Raw genomic sequence first — 15,939 nt, 5'->3', positions numbered from 1 at the left:
AATTATTTCAATAATCAAATTTCTGAGCAACAAATTAGTCCAGAATTTCACAAATGAGTCCAAAATTTTCTAAAATTGGAAAATTCTGGACTCTTATTTTTTGGTTGATTGCTAATTTGGCTGAGAATTAAAAATCGATCTTAATTATGAACATCAAGAAACTGTCTTTTTTATTATTTCTGTTATTTACTATATCTGTTTATTCTCAAGATAAAAAAATAAAACTCAAATCGATTTCATTCGCTTTGGGAGGTTTTCAACCTTATAGTGGCGATAATGGAAATGCAAATTTTTTCGTTAGTTTAGATTTCACTTTTAAAAGTAATAATAATTTATTTACTACTTCTTTAAATAGAGGTTTTGATATCGGTTTATACAATTTCGGTAAGAGGTATAATTTATCTATAGATGTTTTATATGGAAGGGAAATAAAAATATTAAATTGGTTAAAATTAGAGCTCCATACAGGAATAGGAGTATTTAGAGGTAGTTATTATAAAAATGAAGGTCGGAAATGGAAAATTGTAGAAAACGCAAATAATAATAAAAATCATATAACACCTTTATCAATAGCATTTCCCTCGAAGTTTAAATTACTATTTTACCTTAATAAAAAATCATCATTGGGTATAAACCTTAGTACAAACGTAAATAATATTTCAAATTACATAGCCTATAATTTAATTTATCAAAAAAGTTTGTAATGAAAAACTCAATCTATACATTATCAATTCTAATTTTATTTCAAAGCTGTTACTCTTATAAAACCTTTGATTTAAAAGATTATGAAACAATAAAACCTAAAAAAGTAAAAATTGAATTGAACAATTCAAAAAAATACAAAGGGAAAGTTTTAGAATTTAAAAATGGCACTTTTCTAATAGAAAGTTCTAAAGGAATAATCGAAGTTAAAAAAACAGAAATCAAAAAAATAGAAGAAAGAAAATTTTCATTCATAAGAACAATTGTATTTAGTACAGCTGGCACATATATAATTATAAAACTATTAGAAAGTATTTTAGATTCCGCCTTAGATGGAGTTTTTAAAGGCTTTAAATTTCCTGCTTAATTATAATTATCCAAAATAATGTTTATTAATAAACAGTCATACTTAAAAAAAATCAGTCCAAAATGCTACAAATTTGTCCAGAATTTATTGGAATCAGCAAATTTTAGACTCTTAATTTTTGATTCATTTATAATGGCTAAAAACGAAAGAATTATGAGATTTTCAACAAAATTATTTATTTTATTTATAATACTCTTTTCATCAAAGAATATAAAAGCACAAGAAGTAAGGCATGTAATAACACCACATATTATAATTGGCAGTACTTTAAAAAATAGCTTTAATATTGAAGCCACTATAAACACAAAGTCTGAACCCCATTTTTCAACAAGTTTTGTTTTAACAGATAAAATAGCTCTTTTTGGTTCTTATAATTTCATAAAATGGAGAAATAGAAGGTATTCTTTTTTAAAAGGATTATTTGGTGGCCCAGGATACGATTATGTAGAAAATAATAACGTTGGATTTAGTGTAGGGTTCGCTTTTATAAATTTATTTAATCAACATAAATCTAAAAACACCGAATTATTAATTGGCGTAGAAAAACAAAGTTTAAAACTTGCTGAATATTATCCAAGACAATTAGATCAAATAGATTTTATTAATGAAAAATATAGTAAATTCTTTTTACAAATAAATTTCACTAAACAACTAAATAACAAAAAGTTAAACATAGTCTACAGTTTTAAAACATCGTATTTTAAAGTAAACAACTTAGAAAACAACTTGTATTATCAAGGAGAAAATTCAATGATTAATCTTGAGAAAGATAATTTATTTTTAGCTTCTTTTTTTACAAGTATTCAATTTCGTTTAAAAGAAGAAAAAACATATTACTTTAGAATTCAAACTGGTTTTTCTGCAGCTCTTGATGATTTTAAAAATAATACAAGTAGAGAAGGTTTCTGGGGACTACATGCAAATGTTAGCTTTATTTATAGGTTTCAAAAAAAAGAATAAATATATTGATAAATTGAAAAGGAGAAGTTAAGTAGCGAAAAACGTCATTAAAATTTTTAATGGCGTTTTTTAATACTCAAATTCTAATTTATTATCTTGCTTCAAATTCTATTGAGAATAATTTATGAAGCAAATTCTAAGTATCTTTTTTACTTTTTTATTTTTTATAACAAATGCGCAAGATGTTGCTATTTTAAAATACAATGGTGGTGGAGATTGGTATTCGAACCCAACTGCAGTTCCTAATTTGGTGGCATTTGCCAATACAAACATTAAAACAAACATTTCTAAGAATCCGCAAACGGTAGAAGTTGGGAGTCAAGATATTTTTAACTTTCCTATGGTTTTTATGACCGGACATGGAAATGTATATTTTTCTAATGATGAAGCCGAAAACCTAAGAAATTACTTGATTTCTGGTGGCTTTTTACACATTTCCGACAATTATGGTTTAGATAAATTTATTCGAGCAGAACTAAAGAAAGTCTTCCCAAAATTAGAGTTTCAAGAAGTTCCTAGCAATCATGCTATTTACAATCAAACATTTAAATTTCCAAATGGAATTCCAAAAATTCACGAACATGATAACAAACCTGCACAAGGTTTTGGAATTTTCTACCAAGAAAGGTTGGTTATTTTTTATGATTATGAAACCGATTTAAGCGATGGTTGGGAAGACGAAATTATACACAACGACCCTAAAAGTATACGAGAAAAAGCCTTAAAAATGGGTGCAAATATTATAGAATATGCGTTTAAGAATTAGTGAGTAGTGAGTGGTAAATTGGTGAAGTGGTTCGTAAAAATAAAAACTTCGCATCTATTTGAGATAAAAAAATAAGAATTGAGTACTATCGGAATCTCACAGAAACTTTAAATATTAAACCTTTTAACCTTGAATTCCAAAGCATGCAAAACCCAATAGATATAGATTCCATTAAAATAAACTTCGATTCCAGTGGTTTATGGGTTTTAAACATTGCTATTGCCATAATTATGTTTGGTGTGGCTTTGGGAATTTCTATAGACGATTTTAAAAGACTGTTAAAAAACCCTAAAATACTGTTTGTTGGCGTTTTATCTCAATTTATTCTTTTGCCAGCATTTACTTTTTTAGCTATCTTAATTATAAAACCACACCCAAGTTTTGCTTTAGGAATGATGATGATTGCAGCCTGCCCTGGAGGAAATGTTTCTAATTTCTTTAGTAAAATGGCTGGTGGAAACGCAGCATTATCTGTAAGTTTAACTGCTTTTGCCACACTAATTTGCATTTTTATGACGCCTTTTAATTTGCAGTTTTGGGGAAGCATGTATGCTCCAACAAACGAAATTTTAAAAACGGTAGAACTAAATTGGGTAGATTTATTAAAATTGGTTTCTTTAATTTTAGGAATTCCGTTATTCTTTGGAATGTTGATAAAACATTACCATGCTGAAATGGCAGGTAAGATAGAGAGGGTTTTAAAACCACTCTCTATGTTGGTTTTTATCGCATTAATTTTTATTGCTTTTTCTCAGAACTTAGATGTTTTTATAAATCACATCCATCATGTAATTTTCTTAGTTATTTTTCATAATATTTTTGCTTTTATATTAGGTTTTGTTACTGCAAAATCTTTCGGGTTAAATAAAAAAGACACCAAAACAATTGCTATAGAAACAGGAATTCAGAATGGTGGTTTGGGCTTGTTATTAATTTTTGGTTTTTTTGATGGTTTAGGAGGTATGGCCTTATTAGCGGCTTTCTGGGGAATTTGGGATGTCTTTTCTGGAATTCTTTTGGCTACTTATTGGGGAAGAAAACCTAAAAACAAAATTCCAGTAAAACAAATGCAAAACTTATGATTCAGAAAATATGGTTTATGCTAGTTTGGGCTTATATAAAATTCGGACTTTTTTTCTACACTAAAAAAATTACTGTTTTAGGTAGAAAAAATATTCCAAAAAAAGGCGCTGTTTTGTTTGCTGTAAATCATCCAAATGGATTGGTAGACCCTTTATATGTAACCACTACAAATTCTCGTCAAAATCATTTTTTGGTGAGAGCCGCTTCTTTTAAAAACCCTATGGTTAAAAAGATTTTAGAATCTTTGTATTTAATGCCCATTTATAGAATTAGAGATGGTATAAAGCAACTATCTAACAATCAAGAAATATTCGAAAAGTGTTATCGTATTTTAGATAAAGGAGAAACTCTAATGATTTTTCCAGAAGGAAGTCACGATAAAAAAAGAACCATAAGACCTCTAAGTAAAGGATTTGTAAGAATTATTTCTGGGGCTTTAGAAAAATACCCAAATTTAGATATTCAAATAGTTCCTGTAGGAATTACCTACCAACATATATCCGATTTTCCTGCAAAAGTTTGTGTAAATTATGGAAAACCAATTCCAACAAAAGCAATTTTCGAAACAAATACTCCTGCAAAATCTATAAATATTTTAAAAGGAAAAGTTACTGAACAATTAAAAAAACTAACGGTTTATATTCCTGATGATGAAAATTACGCGCAAACTCTGCAGCAATTAAATAACGCACAAGTCGATTTTACAAATGTTGTTGCAATAAATAAAATAATTAAAAACAAATCATTTCCACAGAAAAAAAAACCTAAAAAAAATTACTTAAAGCCATTACTTTATATAATCATATTAAACAGTATTATTCCTTTTTTAATTTGGAAAAAAGCTTCTAAAAAAATTAATGAAATCGAATTTATAGATACGTTTCGGTTCACTTTAAACTATGCTTCTTGCACCCTTTTTTATTGCTTGCAAGGATATATTGTAGGTCTTTTTTATGGAAATTTAGTCGGTTTTTTCTATTTCTCGATTTCTGCATTTTTAATTTTAATATATGTGAAATTTGCTCCTACAAATGCAAAAAAGCATAAAGAATTAGCGGAAGTTAGCAAACAAGTCTAGCCCTGATTGAGTGGTCTGTTTGAGCTCTTTTATCTCTTGGAAAGAGATAAAAAGCGAGTAACGAAAGCAGGAAATAGCTCCAAAAAAAAATTGATAAAAAGATTCGGATAAAAATAATAGTTGAATTATTCTATAATCGCATCTTGAATTGCTTGTTGAATTTTTGTACGCATATTGCTTTTAATTAAACCTCGATTATTCATATGCGGAAAAACTCTGTTCGATAAAAATACATACACTATTTCGCTTTTAGGATCTGCCCAAGTGTAAGTTCCTGTAAAGCCAGAATGCCCAAAACTAACGTCGGAAACACAGCCACAGGTGGCTTTAATATCTGGGTTTAGTTGTGGTTTGTCGAAACCTAAACCTCTACGAACATGTTCATTTACATAATAACGCGTGTTAAATTTATCTATGGTTTCTGGTTTTAAATAGCGTTTTCCACCATAAAAACCTTTCTGTAAATACATTTGCATAATTTTACCAACATCATTCGCATTGGCAAATAAACCTGCATGGCCTGCGACTCCACCCAACATTGCTGCACCCATATCGTGTACATAACCTTGCAATAATTGGTTGCGATAATAATCGTCTATTTCTGTGGGTACAATGTCGTTTCTAGTAAATTTCTCTAAAGGTAAATAAGTAGTTCTATCTGCTCCCAAAGATTTATAAAATGTTTCGTCTACCAATTTATTTAGCGGTTTTTTGTATTTAGTTTCTAAAGCCTCTTTAAATAAATAATAGCCCAAATCGCTATATTTATAACCAGGTTTTTCTCTTTGGTCGGCTACTTTTATGTATTTGTAAATACTGTCTTTATAACTTTTGGTAATAAATAATTTTTCTGCCACTTTTATTTGAAATTTATTCGATTTTTTATGTCCATAAAATGTCGATAAATTTTTACCTGTTACACTATCTTGGGTATCCTTGTAAAAAGGAATCCACGCTTTTAATCGCGCAACATGAGATAAAATTTCTTTTACAGTAACTGTACTTTTGTTAGAATTTGTAAAGCTTGGTAAAATATCTCGTAAACTTGCGGTTAATGGAATTTTATGTTCTTCTTCTGCCTTCATAATTAAAGGTAAAGAGGCTAATATTTTGGTAAGAGAAGCCAAATCGTACAAATCTGAATTTTTTACTTTAAATGTTTTATCATAGGTATGATATCCGTAACTTTTTTGCAACACAACCTTTCCTTTTCTTGCCACAAAAACTTGAAAACCTGGCGCCATTTTCTCTTTTAAAATAGTATCTGCGAATTGATCTATAATTGCCAATTTTTTAGACGACAAACCAACTTCTTCTGGAATTGTATATTGGAACCTACTTAATTTACTGGTTAACAAACCAGCACCTTCTTTAAAGTTTTCTCCAATAGAAACTGGTAATTTTCCTTTGGCATCAAAAGCACCAAACAACATTTGTGCAGATAATTCTTGCGATAATTTACTATTTTGATAAGAAACCACAAGACCTTCTATATTCGTAAAACTTTTTAATTGTAATAAACTATAAGGACTCGTAAAAACATCTAAAACAACTACTTTTTGTCGCGCAATTTCTTGCAACCAAACCAGTTCTTTATCCGTAAACTTGTAACTTTTCCAAGGATGATTGTTCGATTTATGAAACCCTATAATTACAAAATTATAAGGTTTTAATTTTTTAGTAATTCCAGCTAAATTTTTGTCTGAAACCACATCTACTTTTGTGTAATTTTTAAGCATCTTTACAAACGAATCGCTTTTTGCATCTCCCAATTTCACATAAGCTATTTTCTTACTTTCTAAGTTTCTAATAGGAATATTACCATTTACGTTTTTAACAACTGTAAGTGCATTTTTAATAAGTTTTCTATGTAGCAATTCATTTTCAACCGCATTTAAATCTTCATGAATATGTTCTTCTTTAATAGGTTTATATTTGTTTAAACCTGCCCAGTATTTTGCTTTTAAAATTTTTCTAACGGAAAAATCTATACGTTCTTCTGTAAGTGTTTTTAATTCAATTGCTTTTTTAAATAGTGCAATTGATGCTGGCACATCTTGTGGAATTAATAACAAATCGTTTCCTGCTTGGATTGCTGCCAAATCTACTTCTGCAGAAGTTGCGTAATTTGTAGCGCCTTTCATGTTTAAACCGTCAGTTATAATTAACCCATTAAAACCCAACTCTTGTTGCAGTAACTTTGTAACTACATTATTAGATAAAGAGGTTGGTAAACTTATATTTGGCTCTAAACTAGGAATGTTTAAATGTGCAGTCATAACACTGGCAACACCAGCATCAAAAATTTTTCTGTAAGGGTATAATTCTATGGAATCTAAACGTGCTTTATCGAAATTTAAAACAGGCAAAGTATGGTGCGAATCGGATGCTGTATCTCCATGCCCTGGAAAATGTTTCGCATTTGCCATTACACCATAACTTTGCATTCCTTTTGTAAAAGCAATTGCTTTTTCTGTAACATTTTCTTTACTCTCCCCAAAAGAACGATTTCCAATAATTGGGTTTGCAGGATTTACATTTACATCTACAACTGGCGCAAAATTTACATGAATTCCTAATCGTTTACAGTGTTTACCTACTTGCGCTCCAAATTCTCGAATTAAAGAATCGTTTCGAATTGCTCCTAAAGTCATATTCCAAGGAAATTTGTAGGTATTATCTAAACGCATATTTAAACCCCATTCTCCATCGAAACCAATTAAAAGAGGCACTTTTGCAACATTTTGATATTTATTATTCAGCTCCGCTTGTTTTTCTGGAGTTCCTTGCATGAAAATTAAACTACCTACGTGATATTTTGTAATCATTTCCGTAATAAAATCTTCGTGCTTTTTATCTAAATTAGAATAGGCTTGCACCATAAATAACTGACCAATTTTCTCGTCAATCGTCATATTTGTTAAAATACTATCTACCCAAACTCTCTGTGCTTCCACGTCTTTTGTTAAAAGTGGATCTACAGTTTGTGCGTTTGCATACGATACAAATAGTGTAAATAATATAAGTGCTAACTTTTTTTTCATTCTTTTTTAAATATTTTTTTGATGTATTTTTTATGGGCGTTTTAACAGGCTTTCGCTACTCGCTTTTTTTAGGTTTGTTCTCGATACAATTCTGCAAAAAAGCAGAATTACTCGAAGTTGCACCTAAAAAAGAGCTCAGACAGACCGCTCAATCCTTAACGCGAACGTTGGTATAAATTAATTTCCAATTCGTTGAAACATATCTTTTGCTCCATGATGAATCATAAGAATATCAATTTGTTTATCAGATACATTTTTGTAAATAATTCTATAATTCCCAAGTATGATTTCTCTTATTTTTGAATTATCCATTTCTTTTACAACTTTACCAATTTCTGGTTGTAGTTTTAAAATTTCTGTTTTTTGCTTTATTTTTGAAACCTGTATTTTCAGCATATTTTTTTTGAATCTAAAGCAATATAATCATGAATTTCTTTTAAATCAAACTTAGCTTCTGGCAACCTCTTTATTTGAACCATTGCTTCATTTCAATTTCTAATTCTTCTTCAGAAATAGAAGTATTAGCCTCTGATAATTTAATTCTCTTTTCTAATTTATCTATAAATATTAATTTTTCAATTAATTCATCAATAGAAATTTGATCTGGAAATTTTGAAATGTGTTGTTGTAGTCTTTCTTTAGTAATCATCTTTGTGAATTTTTATTAAATATAATAAACAATAGTTATACCAGAAAACGTTTGTGCCAGCTTTCTTTTGCAGGAACTTCCCAATTATTTTCAAAATCTTCTTTAGAGTTTACCATATTATTAAAAACAATGGTTTCCGAAGTTATTTTCTTTTCTTTCGCAAATTGCTGAAAATCGGATAATCTAACCAAATTAACATGCTCGTTATCTTTAAAAGTAACATTCATTTTATTCATTAAATCTACTTTTAATTCTTTTTCTAATTCTTGTATAAATCGCACAGAACTATCTATAGAACAACCAGAAACATTGTTAAAACTCTCATCTACTGCCAACACCAAAAACTGATTGTACTTTATCGTAAATGAACCTTTTAAATCGTCTCCATGACGCGTCCATTGGTTTATAAAATCTTTTGCTTTTTCTGAAATTACTGCAATTTCGTCTGCTGTGAATTCTCTATCCGATTGATAAATCCAAACTCTGGAGTTATCTGGTAAATTTTTATATTCTGTAAACATTTTTAAAATTGTTTATTCGTTTAATTCTGTATTTATTTAGTTTGCTTACACAAATTATTCATTCGTTTTCTTATCAAATACTTTTCCTTTAAAATTTACTTTTCGTGAAAATAATTACGATGTAATACATAAAAAGAAAATTAGTTTTTTTATAACATATTCAAGTTGTCCAAACCTACTATCTTAAATTAAATTTCTGTTGTAATGCCTGCAACTTTTCTGCTTCCGACATTGTTTCTTTTGGTGCAGACATTCGTTCTTTAATTTGTTTTAAAACCTTTTTGGTATATAAAGGAAAATCTGCATTCTGAATCCAATTATTATAACCTGGGTTTTCTTTAAACACCTCTTCTACGGTTCTCCCTTTGTATTTTCCGAAAGAGAAAATTTCTTGTTTTTCGTCATTCATCAAAATAAAACCAGCAAAATCGGCTCTTTCTCCATGAGTTGAAAATTCGCTTAACTCGTCTACAGATGTTCCAATATCTTCGTATTTATTTACTTGCGCCAATAAAATTTCGAAGGTTGCATTGGTATCTGCTTCTGCTCCATGAGCGCCTTCTAATTCTTTTCCACAGTAAAATTGATAACCAGCACTTAACGTTCTTTGCTCCTTTTTATGGAAAATAACTTGTACATCAATCGCTTTTCTATTTTTCATATCGAAATCGATTCCTGCACGCATTAATTCTTCTGCTAATAAAGGAATATCGAATCTGTTGGAATTGAAACCCGCCAAATCGCAGCCTTCAATCATTTTACTTACTTCTGGAGCCAGTTCTTTAAAAGTAGGTTCTGTAACCACTTTTTCGTTTGTAATTCCATGTACATCTGTGGCTCCTTGTGGAATTTCTATTTCAGGATTTACCAACCACGTTTTACTTTCTTTATTTCCGTTTGGAAATACTTTTAAAATAGCAATTTCTACGATTCTATCGGTTGCAATATTAACACCAGTTGTTTCTAAATCGAAGAATACAATGGGTTTTGTGAGTTTAAGGTTCAAAGGTTTAAAATTTAAGGTTCGAGTCCTAATCTTGAATTTTGAATTCAAAATCTTGAACTTTTTATGTTTATTTATTATTTAACCTCTCGACTTTCTTTGTAAGATACCTTCAATAAAGAATATTTTATTTCAGTAATACTCAAAGAGACAAACATTTGTCAGTTCGAGCACAGTCGAGAACAGTTTCTCTACTCGTTATTTAATTGTGCTTTAAATTCATCTATTCTATGTGATACTTTTTTCGACAAAACAGGTTCTTTAAAATCGTATTTTTTAAATTCTTCAACCAATATTTCTGCTAAAATTAAACGAGCAGAAGTTTTATCGTCTGCAGGAACTACAAACCAAGGTGCATTTTCTTTTGAAGTTCTGTTTAAAACATCTTCGTAACAATCTTGATATTTATCCCACAATTTACGTTCTTTTAAGTCTCCTTCAGAGAATTTCCAGTTTTTTTCTGGTAAATTTAACCTTCTTAGCAATCTGTTTTTTTGTTCTTCTTTAGATAAGTGTAAAAAGAATTTTAACACAATCGTTCCGCTTTTGGTCAAATGATTTTCAAATTGATTGATTCTTTCCATTCTATCGTGGTAAAAATCGTCATTTATATCGTTTACACTTTTTATATTCGGGATGTTTTCACCCAAAATATATGCTGGATGCACTCTTGTAACCAACACATTCTCATAGTGCGTTCTATTAAAAATACCTAATTTTCCTTTGGCTGGCAACGCAATATAATGTCTCCATAAGAAATCGTGTTTCAATTCTAATTCTGTTGGCACTTTAAAACTGTGAACTATTACTCCACGCGCATTTACATCCTTAAAAACCTCACGAATTAAGCTATCTTTACCAGCAGTATCCATTCCTTGGATACAAATTAAAGCTCCGTATTTACCTTCAGCATACATTTTATTCTGAATCTTACTTAATTTTTTACGCAACTTTTTAAGTTGTTTTTCAGCATTATCAACCACTTCTTTTGTATTAAAATCTTGTAGTTTAACCTTCTTGGAAACCTTATATTTTTCTAAATTCATTATGAAGTCAATTAATTTTTAAAGATAAAAAAAATATCGTTTTTAATAGGTTTTTAAAGGATTGTTTAACAAAACATTATTGAATTTGTTTTTGAGATTTAAAATCCTCTTAACATAATACTAATTTTCTGTTTTTTATCTTTGAGTATTAACTAAAAATAAAAACTATGAAAACTTTAAACAAAATAGGAATTTTACTATTAACAGTCGCAACTTTAGGTGCGTGTGATTCTGATACAAAAATTGCAAAAGCAACTATTGAAGCAAAAAGTGGAAGTAACGTTTCTGGAACAGTAACATTTACAGAGTCTAATGGAACAGTAAAAATGAAAGCAAAATTAGCTGGATTATCTGCAGGAAATCATGCAATACACATTCATGCAATTGACGATTGTTCGGCTCCTGATGGAAAATCTGCAGGTGGCCATTGGAACCCAACTGATAAAAACCACGGAAAATGGATGAAAGAACCTTTCCATATTGGAGATATTGGAAATTTAGTTGTTGGAGCAGATGGTAAAGGAATTATCGAAAGAGAAACTAATTTATGGTCTGTTGGCGGAAAAGATGCCAATAAAAATGTAGTTGGTCATGCAATAATTATTCATGAAGGTCCAGATGATTTTAGTTCTCAACCTTCTGGAGCTGCTGGCCCAAGAATTGGTTGTGGAGAGATTATTAGAAAGTAGTTTTCATGAATGTTTGGTAAATGAAAGACTGCTTGGCTTAAAGATATACGACTTAAGACTCGCTCTTTCGTAAATTATTCGAATCTTGTCTAAAAACTTAAAGTCACTTCAAAACTTTGAGTGAAGTTGAAAAACTCAACAGGCATTTAGATTATAAACAAAATATTAAAACCCAAAGAAACTGTTTCAAAAGTATTAGAATTTGTCATTTTCGACTGTAATCGAGAAATATTATTTATTGAAATTCAATATTTTAGATTTTTTGACTTTGCTCTAAATGAAAGCTAAATTTACTTTTGAAACATTTTCTTTGTATTTTATGAATTCAGTAAATTGTTAGTATAAAAAAAAAAGCAACAGTTGTATTTTAACCTTTAAAAATGGGAATGAAAATAATAGTAAAATTAATTTAAAATATTGGCTTTAACCAAACTGTTTTCAAAGAGAAAAAATATTTTGGCTAAAGCCATTTGACTGAAACTTATTTTTATCATCCAGCTAAAGCTAAATGCAATTGACTGGATTCTTTGTATTAGAAACAAACCATCAAACATAATTTTCTAAACGAAATTGAGAAATTTTATTGACAGAGAACTAAATTATTTAAAAGTGGCTACTCTGTCGCTTTTTTAAAATCTTTTAATATTTTTTGAATCTTCTTATTTTCATAAACTGCTGGAAACAATTCGTTAAGAATTATACTATATTCGTAATCGATTTTCAATCCGTTTATTAAATGACTGAAAGCATATTTTTCTTTATTCAAAATAAAGAACAAACCCGCTAATCTATATTCAAATTCAGCAAGATATTTGTAAACTTTTTGGGCATCTAAAACAACTTTTAAAGCATCGTTAAACTCTCCTAAAAACAATAAAACATCTATCAGTCCTAAGTAAATTTCAGGTGTATCATCATTCAATTTCAAACAATTTCTAAAGCCTAAAACTGCTTCTTCAAAAAAACTTAGTTTTAAATTAATTTCTGCATAACGTCTCCAATACAAAGGATTATCATCTTCGATTTTTAATGCTTTTGCAATATAATATGCAGCTTTTTGGTAATTTTCTTGTTCGAAATATAAATTCGTTAACAAAACCCAACCTTTATCTAATAATGGATCTTCGTGAACAGCTTTTTTATAGTAAGAAATTGCTGCATCAAATTTTAATAATTTTTCGTAACATTCGCCAATTCTAATATATGCAAATGCTGTAGGATCGTCTAATTCTAAAGTAATTAAGTAATTATCTATCGCTTCTTGGTAGTTTCTTAACGCTTCTAAAGTTTTTGCTTTTTCTAAATAACCTCCAATAAAAAATTCATCAATTAAAACAGCATAATCGAAAGAAATTAAAGCTTGTTTGTAGTTTTCTAAAATAAAATATTGTCTTCCCAATTGGTGCCAAGCAACTTCGCAATAAGGATTTATATTTACATACGTATTTAAATATTTTATAGCATCTTTATGTTGTTTTTCCATATCGAAACAATACACAATATTATAAAGTGCGGAATAATCTTCATAATCTACATCGATACATTTAGCAAAGTTTAAACGCGCGTTTTCAAAATCGTCTAAATACAAATATTCCATACCCATTAAAGACCAAACATCGGCTTTATCGTCTGTTAATGTCAATGCTTTTTTAAGCTGCATAATTGCTTCTTTATGAAAACCTTTTTTAGATTGAATGGTTGCTTTTTGAATAAAAACCTCATCGTTATTAGGTTCTAAAAGTTCAATTCTCTTCAGTAATTTTGAAGCTGCATCTAACTCATTATCACACAAATGAATTTCTACTCTTAATAATTTTAAATCGACGGATTCAGGGTGTTGTTCCAAACCAAGCTTTATTGCTTTTTTTGCAAGAGAGATTTTCCCAACATCTAAATAATGCACCACAATTTCTTCAAATTCGACTAAATCGAAAAAGAAAACACTGTTGGTTTTTAACATGGATTCAAATTTTAATAAAGACATAATTAAGATATTTGAATGAATACTTAAATGTACTACAAGTCTTAGAATACTTTTAGTTTATAAGCAATTGTTTTCAACAATTTAATTAACAAAAGCCTTTATTTGTATTTAGTAACGTATAAATTTTGCGCATACGTTTATTTACATTAATTTTGATTTTCAATAACTATCAACCAAATTGATAGGATTCTTATGAGCAGAAAAACCTTACTTAACTCAAAAGATATTGAAATTATTCTTCATCGTTTGGCGTGTCAGCTAATCGAAAATCATAACGATTTCTCTAACACTGTACTTATTGGTTTACAACCACGAGGAACTTTTTTGGCAGAAAGATTGGCAGAATTGTTAAAAACTGAATATAATATTAAAGAACTAAAGTTAGGTTTATTAGATATTACTTTTTACAGAGACGATTTTCGAAGAAAAAACAAACCTTTGGCTGCAGAAACTACGCAAATGAACTTTTTAATTGAAGATAAAAAAGTTGTAATTATAGACGATGTTTTATTTTCGGGAAGAAGTATTAGAGCTGCTTTAACTGCAATTCAATCTTATGGAAGGCCAGAAAGTATCGAATTATTAGTTTTAATTGATAGGCGTTTTAGCAGACATTTACCAATTCAGCCAAATTATAGAGGCAGACAAGTAGATGCAATTAACAAAGAAAAAGTTTTAGTTACTTGGAAAAAAACGCACAAAAAAGATGCGGTTTATATAGAATCGAAAGAATAGAACAACAAATACATGATATTGTTTAACTTAAATAAAATGATGTGCAAGAATTAAGTGTAGAACATTTATTAGGAATAAAATACTTAAAACCTAACGACATAGATGTTATTTTTAAAACTGCCGATCATTTTAAAGAAGTGATTAACAGACCTATTAAAAAAGTACCTTCGTTAAGAGATATTACCATTGCCAATTTATTTTTTGAAAATAGCACCCGTACAAAATTAAGTTTCGAACTTGCTGAAAAAAGACTTTCTGCAGATGTAATTAATTTTTCTGCTGGGCAATCTTCTGTTAAAAAAGGAGAAACTTTAATAGATACTGTAAACAATATTCTTTCGATGAAGGTAGATATTGTGGTAATGCGCCATGGAAATGTGGGTGCAGGTGTTTTCTTATCGAAACATGTAAATGCAAAAATTATAAATGCTGGCGATGGAACCCACGAACACCCAACACAAGCCTTATTAGATTCGTATTCTATTCGCGAAAAATTAGGCACTGTAAAAGGAAAGAAAATTGTAATTGTGGGAGATATTTTACATTCCAGAGTCGCACTTTCGAACATATTTGCATTAAAACTACAAGGTGCCGAAGTAAAAGTTTGTGGTCCAACAACGTTGATTCCTAAATATATTTCGAGTTTGGGAGTAGAAGTGGTAACTAATTTAAAAAAGGCGTTGGAATGGTGTGATGTTGCGAACGTTTTGCGTGTACAGCATGAACGAATGGATATAAAATATTTTCCATCAACCAGAGAATACACACAACTTTTTGGAATAAATCAAGAGATTTTAGACAATCTTGGCAAGAAAATTGTAATTATGCATCCAGGACCCATTAATAGAGGTGTAGAAATTACAAGTGATGTTGCAGATTCAAGTGAAAGTATAATTCTGAATCAAGTTGAAAATGGTGTTGCTGTTAGAATGGCAGTAATCTATTTACTGGCGCAACAAATTAAAAGATAATATGCAAATTGATAAAAAAGAAAATTATATTTTAATTTCTTCGGATGAAAATTCATTTGAAGAGTTTTACAACGCGTTTTTACAAAAAGAAAACGAATTCGAAAAAGAGCATTTAGTTTTACATATTTCTGATGATATTAACATATCTACTGCAAATTTTTTATTATTTTTGAAAATAGCTGAACAAAAAAACAACAATGGTACATCTTTTGTGATTATAAATTCAGTTGTAAATGTTGATGAACTTCCAGAACATTTAAATATCGTGCCAACTTTAATTGAGGCAGAGGATATTTTAGAAATGGAAAACATCGAAAGAGAATTAGGATTTTAAAAAAAAT

At 29.3% G+C, this 15,939-nt stretch carries 17 protein-coding genes; 10 read left to right on the top strand and 7 right to left on the bottom strand.

The window, feature by feature from the left end; genetic code table 11:
* The first annotated feature begins 146 nt into the window (after window positions 1-146).
* The 6 genes from J3359_RS16190 to J3359_RS16165 all read left to right on the top strand — a co-directional run bounded on the left by J3359_RS16190 (window position 147) and on the right by J3359_RS16165 (window position 4,956).
* Window positions 147-704, top strand: coding sequence for a hypothetical protein (locus tag J3359_RS16190; protein ID WP_208078107.1), 558 nt, complete (start codon window positions 147-149; stop codon window positions 702-704).
* Window positions 704-1,069, top strand: a complete 366-nt coding sequence (locus tag J3359_RS16185; protein WP_208078105.1) for an LSm family protein — start codon at window positions 704-706, stop codon at window positions 1,067-1,069. Before J3359_RS16190 ends, J3359_RS16185 begins: the two co-directional genes overlap by 1 nt.
* Before the next feature lie 153 nt (window positions 1,070-1,222).
* Window positions 1,223-2,029: a hypothetical protein gene (locus tag J3359_RS16180; protein WP_208078103.1), complete on the top strand. Its 807-nt coding sequence runs from the start codon at window positions 1,223-1,225 to the stop codon at window positions 2,027-2,029.
* A 124-nt stretch (window positions 2,030-2,153) separates the two neighbouring features.
* Window positions 2,154-2,795 (top strand): DUF4159 domain-containing protein, encoded by a 642-nt coding sequence (locus J3359_RS16175; RefSeq protein WP_208078102.1) that lies wholly within the window; start codon window positions 2,154-2,156, stop codon window positions 2,793-2,795.
* Window positions 2,796-2,938: 143 nt separating this feature from the next.
* Window positions 2,939-3,877 (top strand): bile acid:sodium symporter family protein, encoded by a 939-nt coding sequence (locus J3359_RS16170; protein WP_208078100.1) that lies wholly within the window; start codon window positions 2,939-2,941, stop codon window positions 3,875-3,877.
* Window positions 3,874-4,956, top strand: coding sequence for a lysophospholipid acyltransferase family protein (locus J3359_RS16165; RefSeq protein WP_208078098.1), 1,083 nt, complete (start codon window positions 3,874-3,876; stop codon window positions 4,954-4,956). Before J3359_RS16170 ends, J3359_RS16165 begins: the two co-directional genes overlap by 4 nt.
* Before the next feature lie 125 nt (window positions 4,957-5,081).
* On the opposite strand, the gene J3359_RS16160 is transcribed toward J3359_RS16165, so the two are convergent.
* From J3359_RS16160 to J3359_RS16135, 6 genes are all read right to left on the bottom strand, one after another.
* A complete protein-coding gene (locus tag J3359_RS16160) occupies window positions 5,082-8,000 on the bottom strand; it encodes a serine hydrolase domain-containing protein (protein ID WP_208078096.1) in 2,919 nt (972 codons plus the stop codon).
* Between the two features lie 177 nt (window positions 8,001-8,177).
* Entirely contained in the window at window positions 8,178-8,396 is a 219-nt protein-coding gene (locus tag J3359_RS16155) for a type II toxin-antitoxin system RelE/ParE family toxin (RefSeq protein ID WP_208078095.1), read from the bottom strand.
* Between the two features lie 70 nt (window positions 8,397-8,466).
* Window positions 8,467-8,649: a hypothetical protein gene (locus tag J3359_RS16150; protein WP_208078093.1), complete on the bottom strand. Its 183-nt coding sequence runs from the start codon at window positions 8,647-8,649 to the stop codon at window positions 8,467-8,469.
* Window positions 8,650-8,684: 35 nt separating this feature from the next.
* Window positions 8,685-9,170, bottom strand: coding sequence for an ABC transporter ATPase (locus J3359_RS16145; protein WP_208078091.1), 486 nt, complete (start codon window positions 9,168-9,170; stop codon window positions 8,685-8,687).
* A gap of 178 nt (window positions 9,171-9,348) precedes the next feature.
* Window positions 9,349-10,176, bottom strand: coding sequence for a 3'-5' exonuclease (locus tag J3359_RS16140; RefSeq protein ID WP_208078089.1), 828 nt, complete (start codon window positions 10,174-10,176; stop codon window positions 9,349-9,351).
* 188 nt (window positions 10,177-10,364) lie between these two features.
* Window positions 10,365-11,219 (bottom strand): PPK2 family polyphosphate kinase, encoded by an 855-nt coding sequence (locus tag J3359_RS16135; protein WP_208078088.1) that lies wholly within the window; start codon window positions 11,217-11,219, stop codon window positions 10,365-10,367.
* 167 nt (window positions 11,220-11,386) lie between these two features.
* On the opposite strand from J3359_RS16135, the gene J3359_RS16130 reads away from it, so the two are divergent.
* A complete protein-coding gene (locus tag J3359_RS16130; protein WP_208078086.1) occupies window positions 11,387-11,908 on the top strand; it encodes a superoxide dismutase family protein in 522 nt (173 codons plus the stop codon).
* Between the two features lie 613 nt (window positions 11,909-12,521).
* Here the strand turns inward: J3359_RS16130 and J3359_RS16125 are convergent.
* Window positions 12,522-13,892, bottom strand: a complete 1,371-nt coding sequence (locus tag J3359_RS16125; protein ID WP_208078084.1) for a tetratricopeptide repeat protein — start codon at window positions 13,890-13,892, stop codon at window positions 12,522-12,524.
* Between the two features lie 192 nt (window positions 13,893-14,084).
* Between J3359_RS16125 and pyrR the strand changes: the two genes are divergently transcribed.
* The 3 genes from pyrR to J3359_RS16110 are packed head-to-tail and all read left to right on the top strand — an operon-like array spanning window position 14,085 to window position 15,932.
* Entirely contained in the window at window positions 14,085-14,627 is a 543-nt protein-coding gene (pyrR, locus tag J3359_RS16120; protein ID WP_208078082.1) for a bifunctional pyr operon transcriptional regulator/uracil phosphoribosyltransferase PyrR, read from the top strand.
* Between the two features lie 41 nt (window positions 14,628-14,668).
* Window positions 14,669-15,598 (top strand): aspartate carbamoyltransferase catalytic subunit, encoded by a 930-nt coding sequence (locus J3359_RS16115; RefSeq protein ID WP_208078080.1) that lies wholly within the window; start codon window positions 14,669-14,671, stop codon window positions 15,596-15,598.
* A gap of 1 nt (window position 15,599) precedes the next feature.
* A complete protein-coding gene (locus tag J3359_RS16110; RefSeq protein ID WP_208078078.1) occupies window positions 15,600-15,932 on the top strand; it encodes a hypothetical protein in 333 nt (110 codons plus the stop codon).
* The last annotated feature ends 7 nt before the right edge of the window (window positions 15,933-15,939 follow it).

Source organism: Polaribacter cellanae, assembly GCF_017569185.1.
GTDB classification, from domain to species: Bacteria; Bacteroidota; Bacteroidia; order Flavobacteriales; family Flavobacteriaceae; genus Polaribacter; species Polaribacter cellanae.
This window is presented reverse-complemented; position numbering and strand designations above follow the sequence as displayed.

What these genes read in the sequence shown, in the direction of transcription:
- J3359_RS16175 (WP_208078102.1), top strand. Translation starts at nt 2,154, where the DNA reads ATGAAGCAAATTCTAAGTATCTTTTTTACTTTTTTATTTTTTATAACA.
- J3359_RS16185 (WP_208078105.1), top strand. Translation starts at nt 704, where the DNA reads ATGAAAAACTCAATCTATACATTATCAATTCTAATTTTATTTCAAAGC.
- J3359_RS16135 (WP_208078088.1), bottom strand. Translation starts at nt 11,219, where the DNA reads ATGAATTTAGAAAAATATAAGGTTTCCAAGAAGGTTAAACTACAAGAT.
- J3359_RS16170 (WP_208078100.1), top strand. Translation starts at nt 2,939, where the DNA reads ATGCAAAACCCAATAGATATAGATTCCATTAAAATAAACTTCGATTCC.
- pyrR (WP_208078082.1), top strand. Translation starts at nt 14,085, where the DNA reads ATGAGCAGAAAAACCTTACTTAACTCAAAAGATATTGAAATTATTCTT.
- J3359_RS16145 (WP_208078091.1), bottom strand. Translation starts at nt 9,170, where the DNA reads ATGTTTACAGAATATAAAAATTTACCAGATAACTCCAGAGTTTGGATT.
- J3359_RS16130 (WP_208078086.1), top strand. Translation starts at nt 11,387, where the DNA reads ATGAAAACTTTAAACAAAATAGGAATTTTACTATTAACAGTCGCAACT.
- J3359_RS16165 (WP_208078098.1), top strand. Translation starts at nt 3,874, where the DNA reads ATGATTCAGAAAATATGGTTTATGCTAGTTTGGGCTTATATAAAATTC.
- J3359_RS16125 (WP_208078084.1), bottom strand. Translation starts at nt 13,892, where the DNA reads ATGTCTTTATTAAAATTTGAATCCATGTTAAAAACCAACAGTGTTTTC.
- J3359_RS16110 (WP_208078078.1), top strand. Translation starts at nt 15,600, where the DNA reads ATGCAAATTGATAAAAAAGAAAATTATATTTTAATTTCTTCGGATGAA.
- J3359_RS16190 (WP_208078107.1), top strand. Translation starts at nt 147, where the DNA reads ATGAACATCAAGAAACTGTCTTTTTTATTATTTCTGTTATTTACTATA.
- J3359_RS16180 (WP_208078103.1), top strand. Translation starts at nt 1,223, where the DNA reads ATGAGATTTTCAACAAAATTATTTATTTTATTTATAATACTCTTTTCA.
- J3359_RS16150 (WP_208078093.1), bottom strand. Translation starts at nt 8,649, where the DNA reads ATGATTACTAAAGAAAGACTACAACAACACATTTCAAAATTTCCAGAT.
- J3359_RS16155 (WP_208078095.1), bottom strand. Translation starts at nt 8,396, where the DNA reads ATGCTGAAAATACAGGTTTCAAAAATAAAGCAAAAAACAGAAATTTTA.
- J3359_RS16160 (WP_208078096.1), bottom strand. Translation starts at nt 8,000, where the DNA reads ATGAAAAAAAAGTTAGCACTTATATTATTTACACTATTTGTATCGTAT.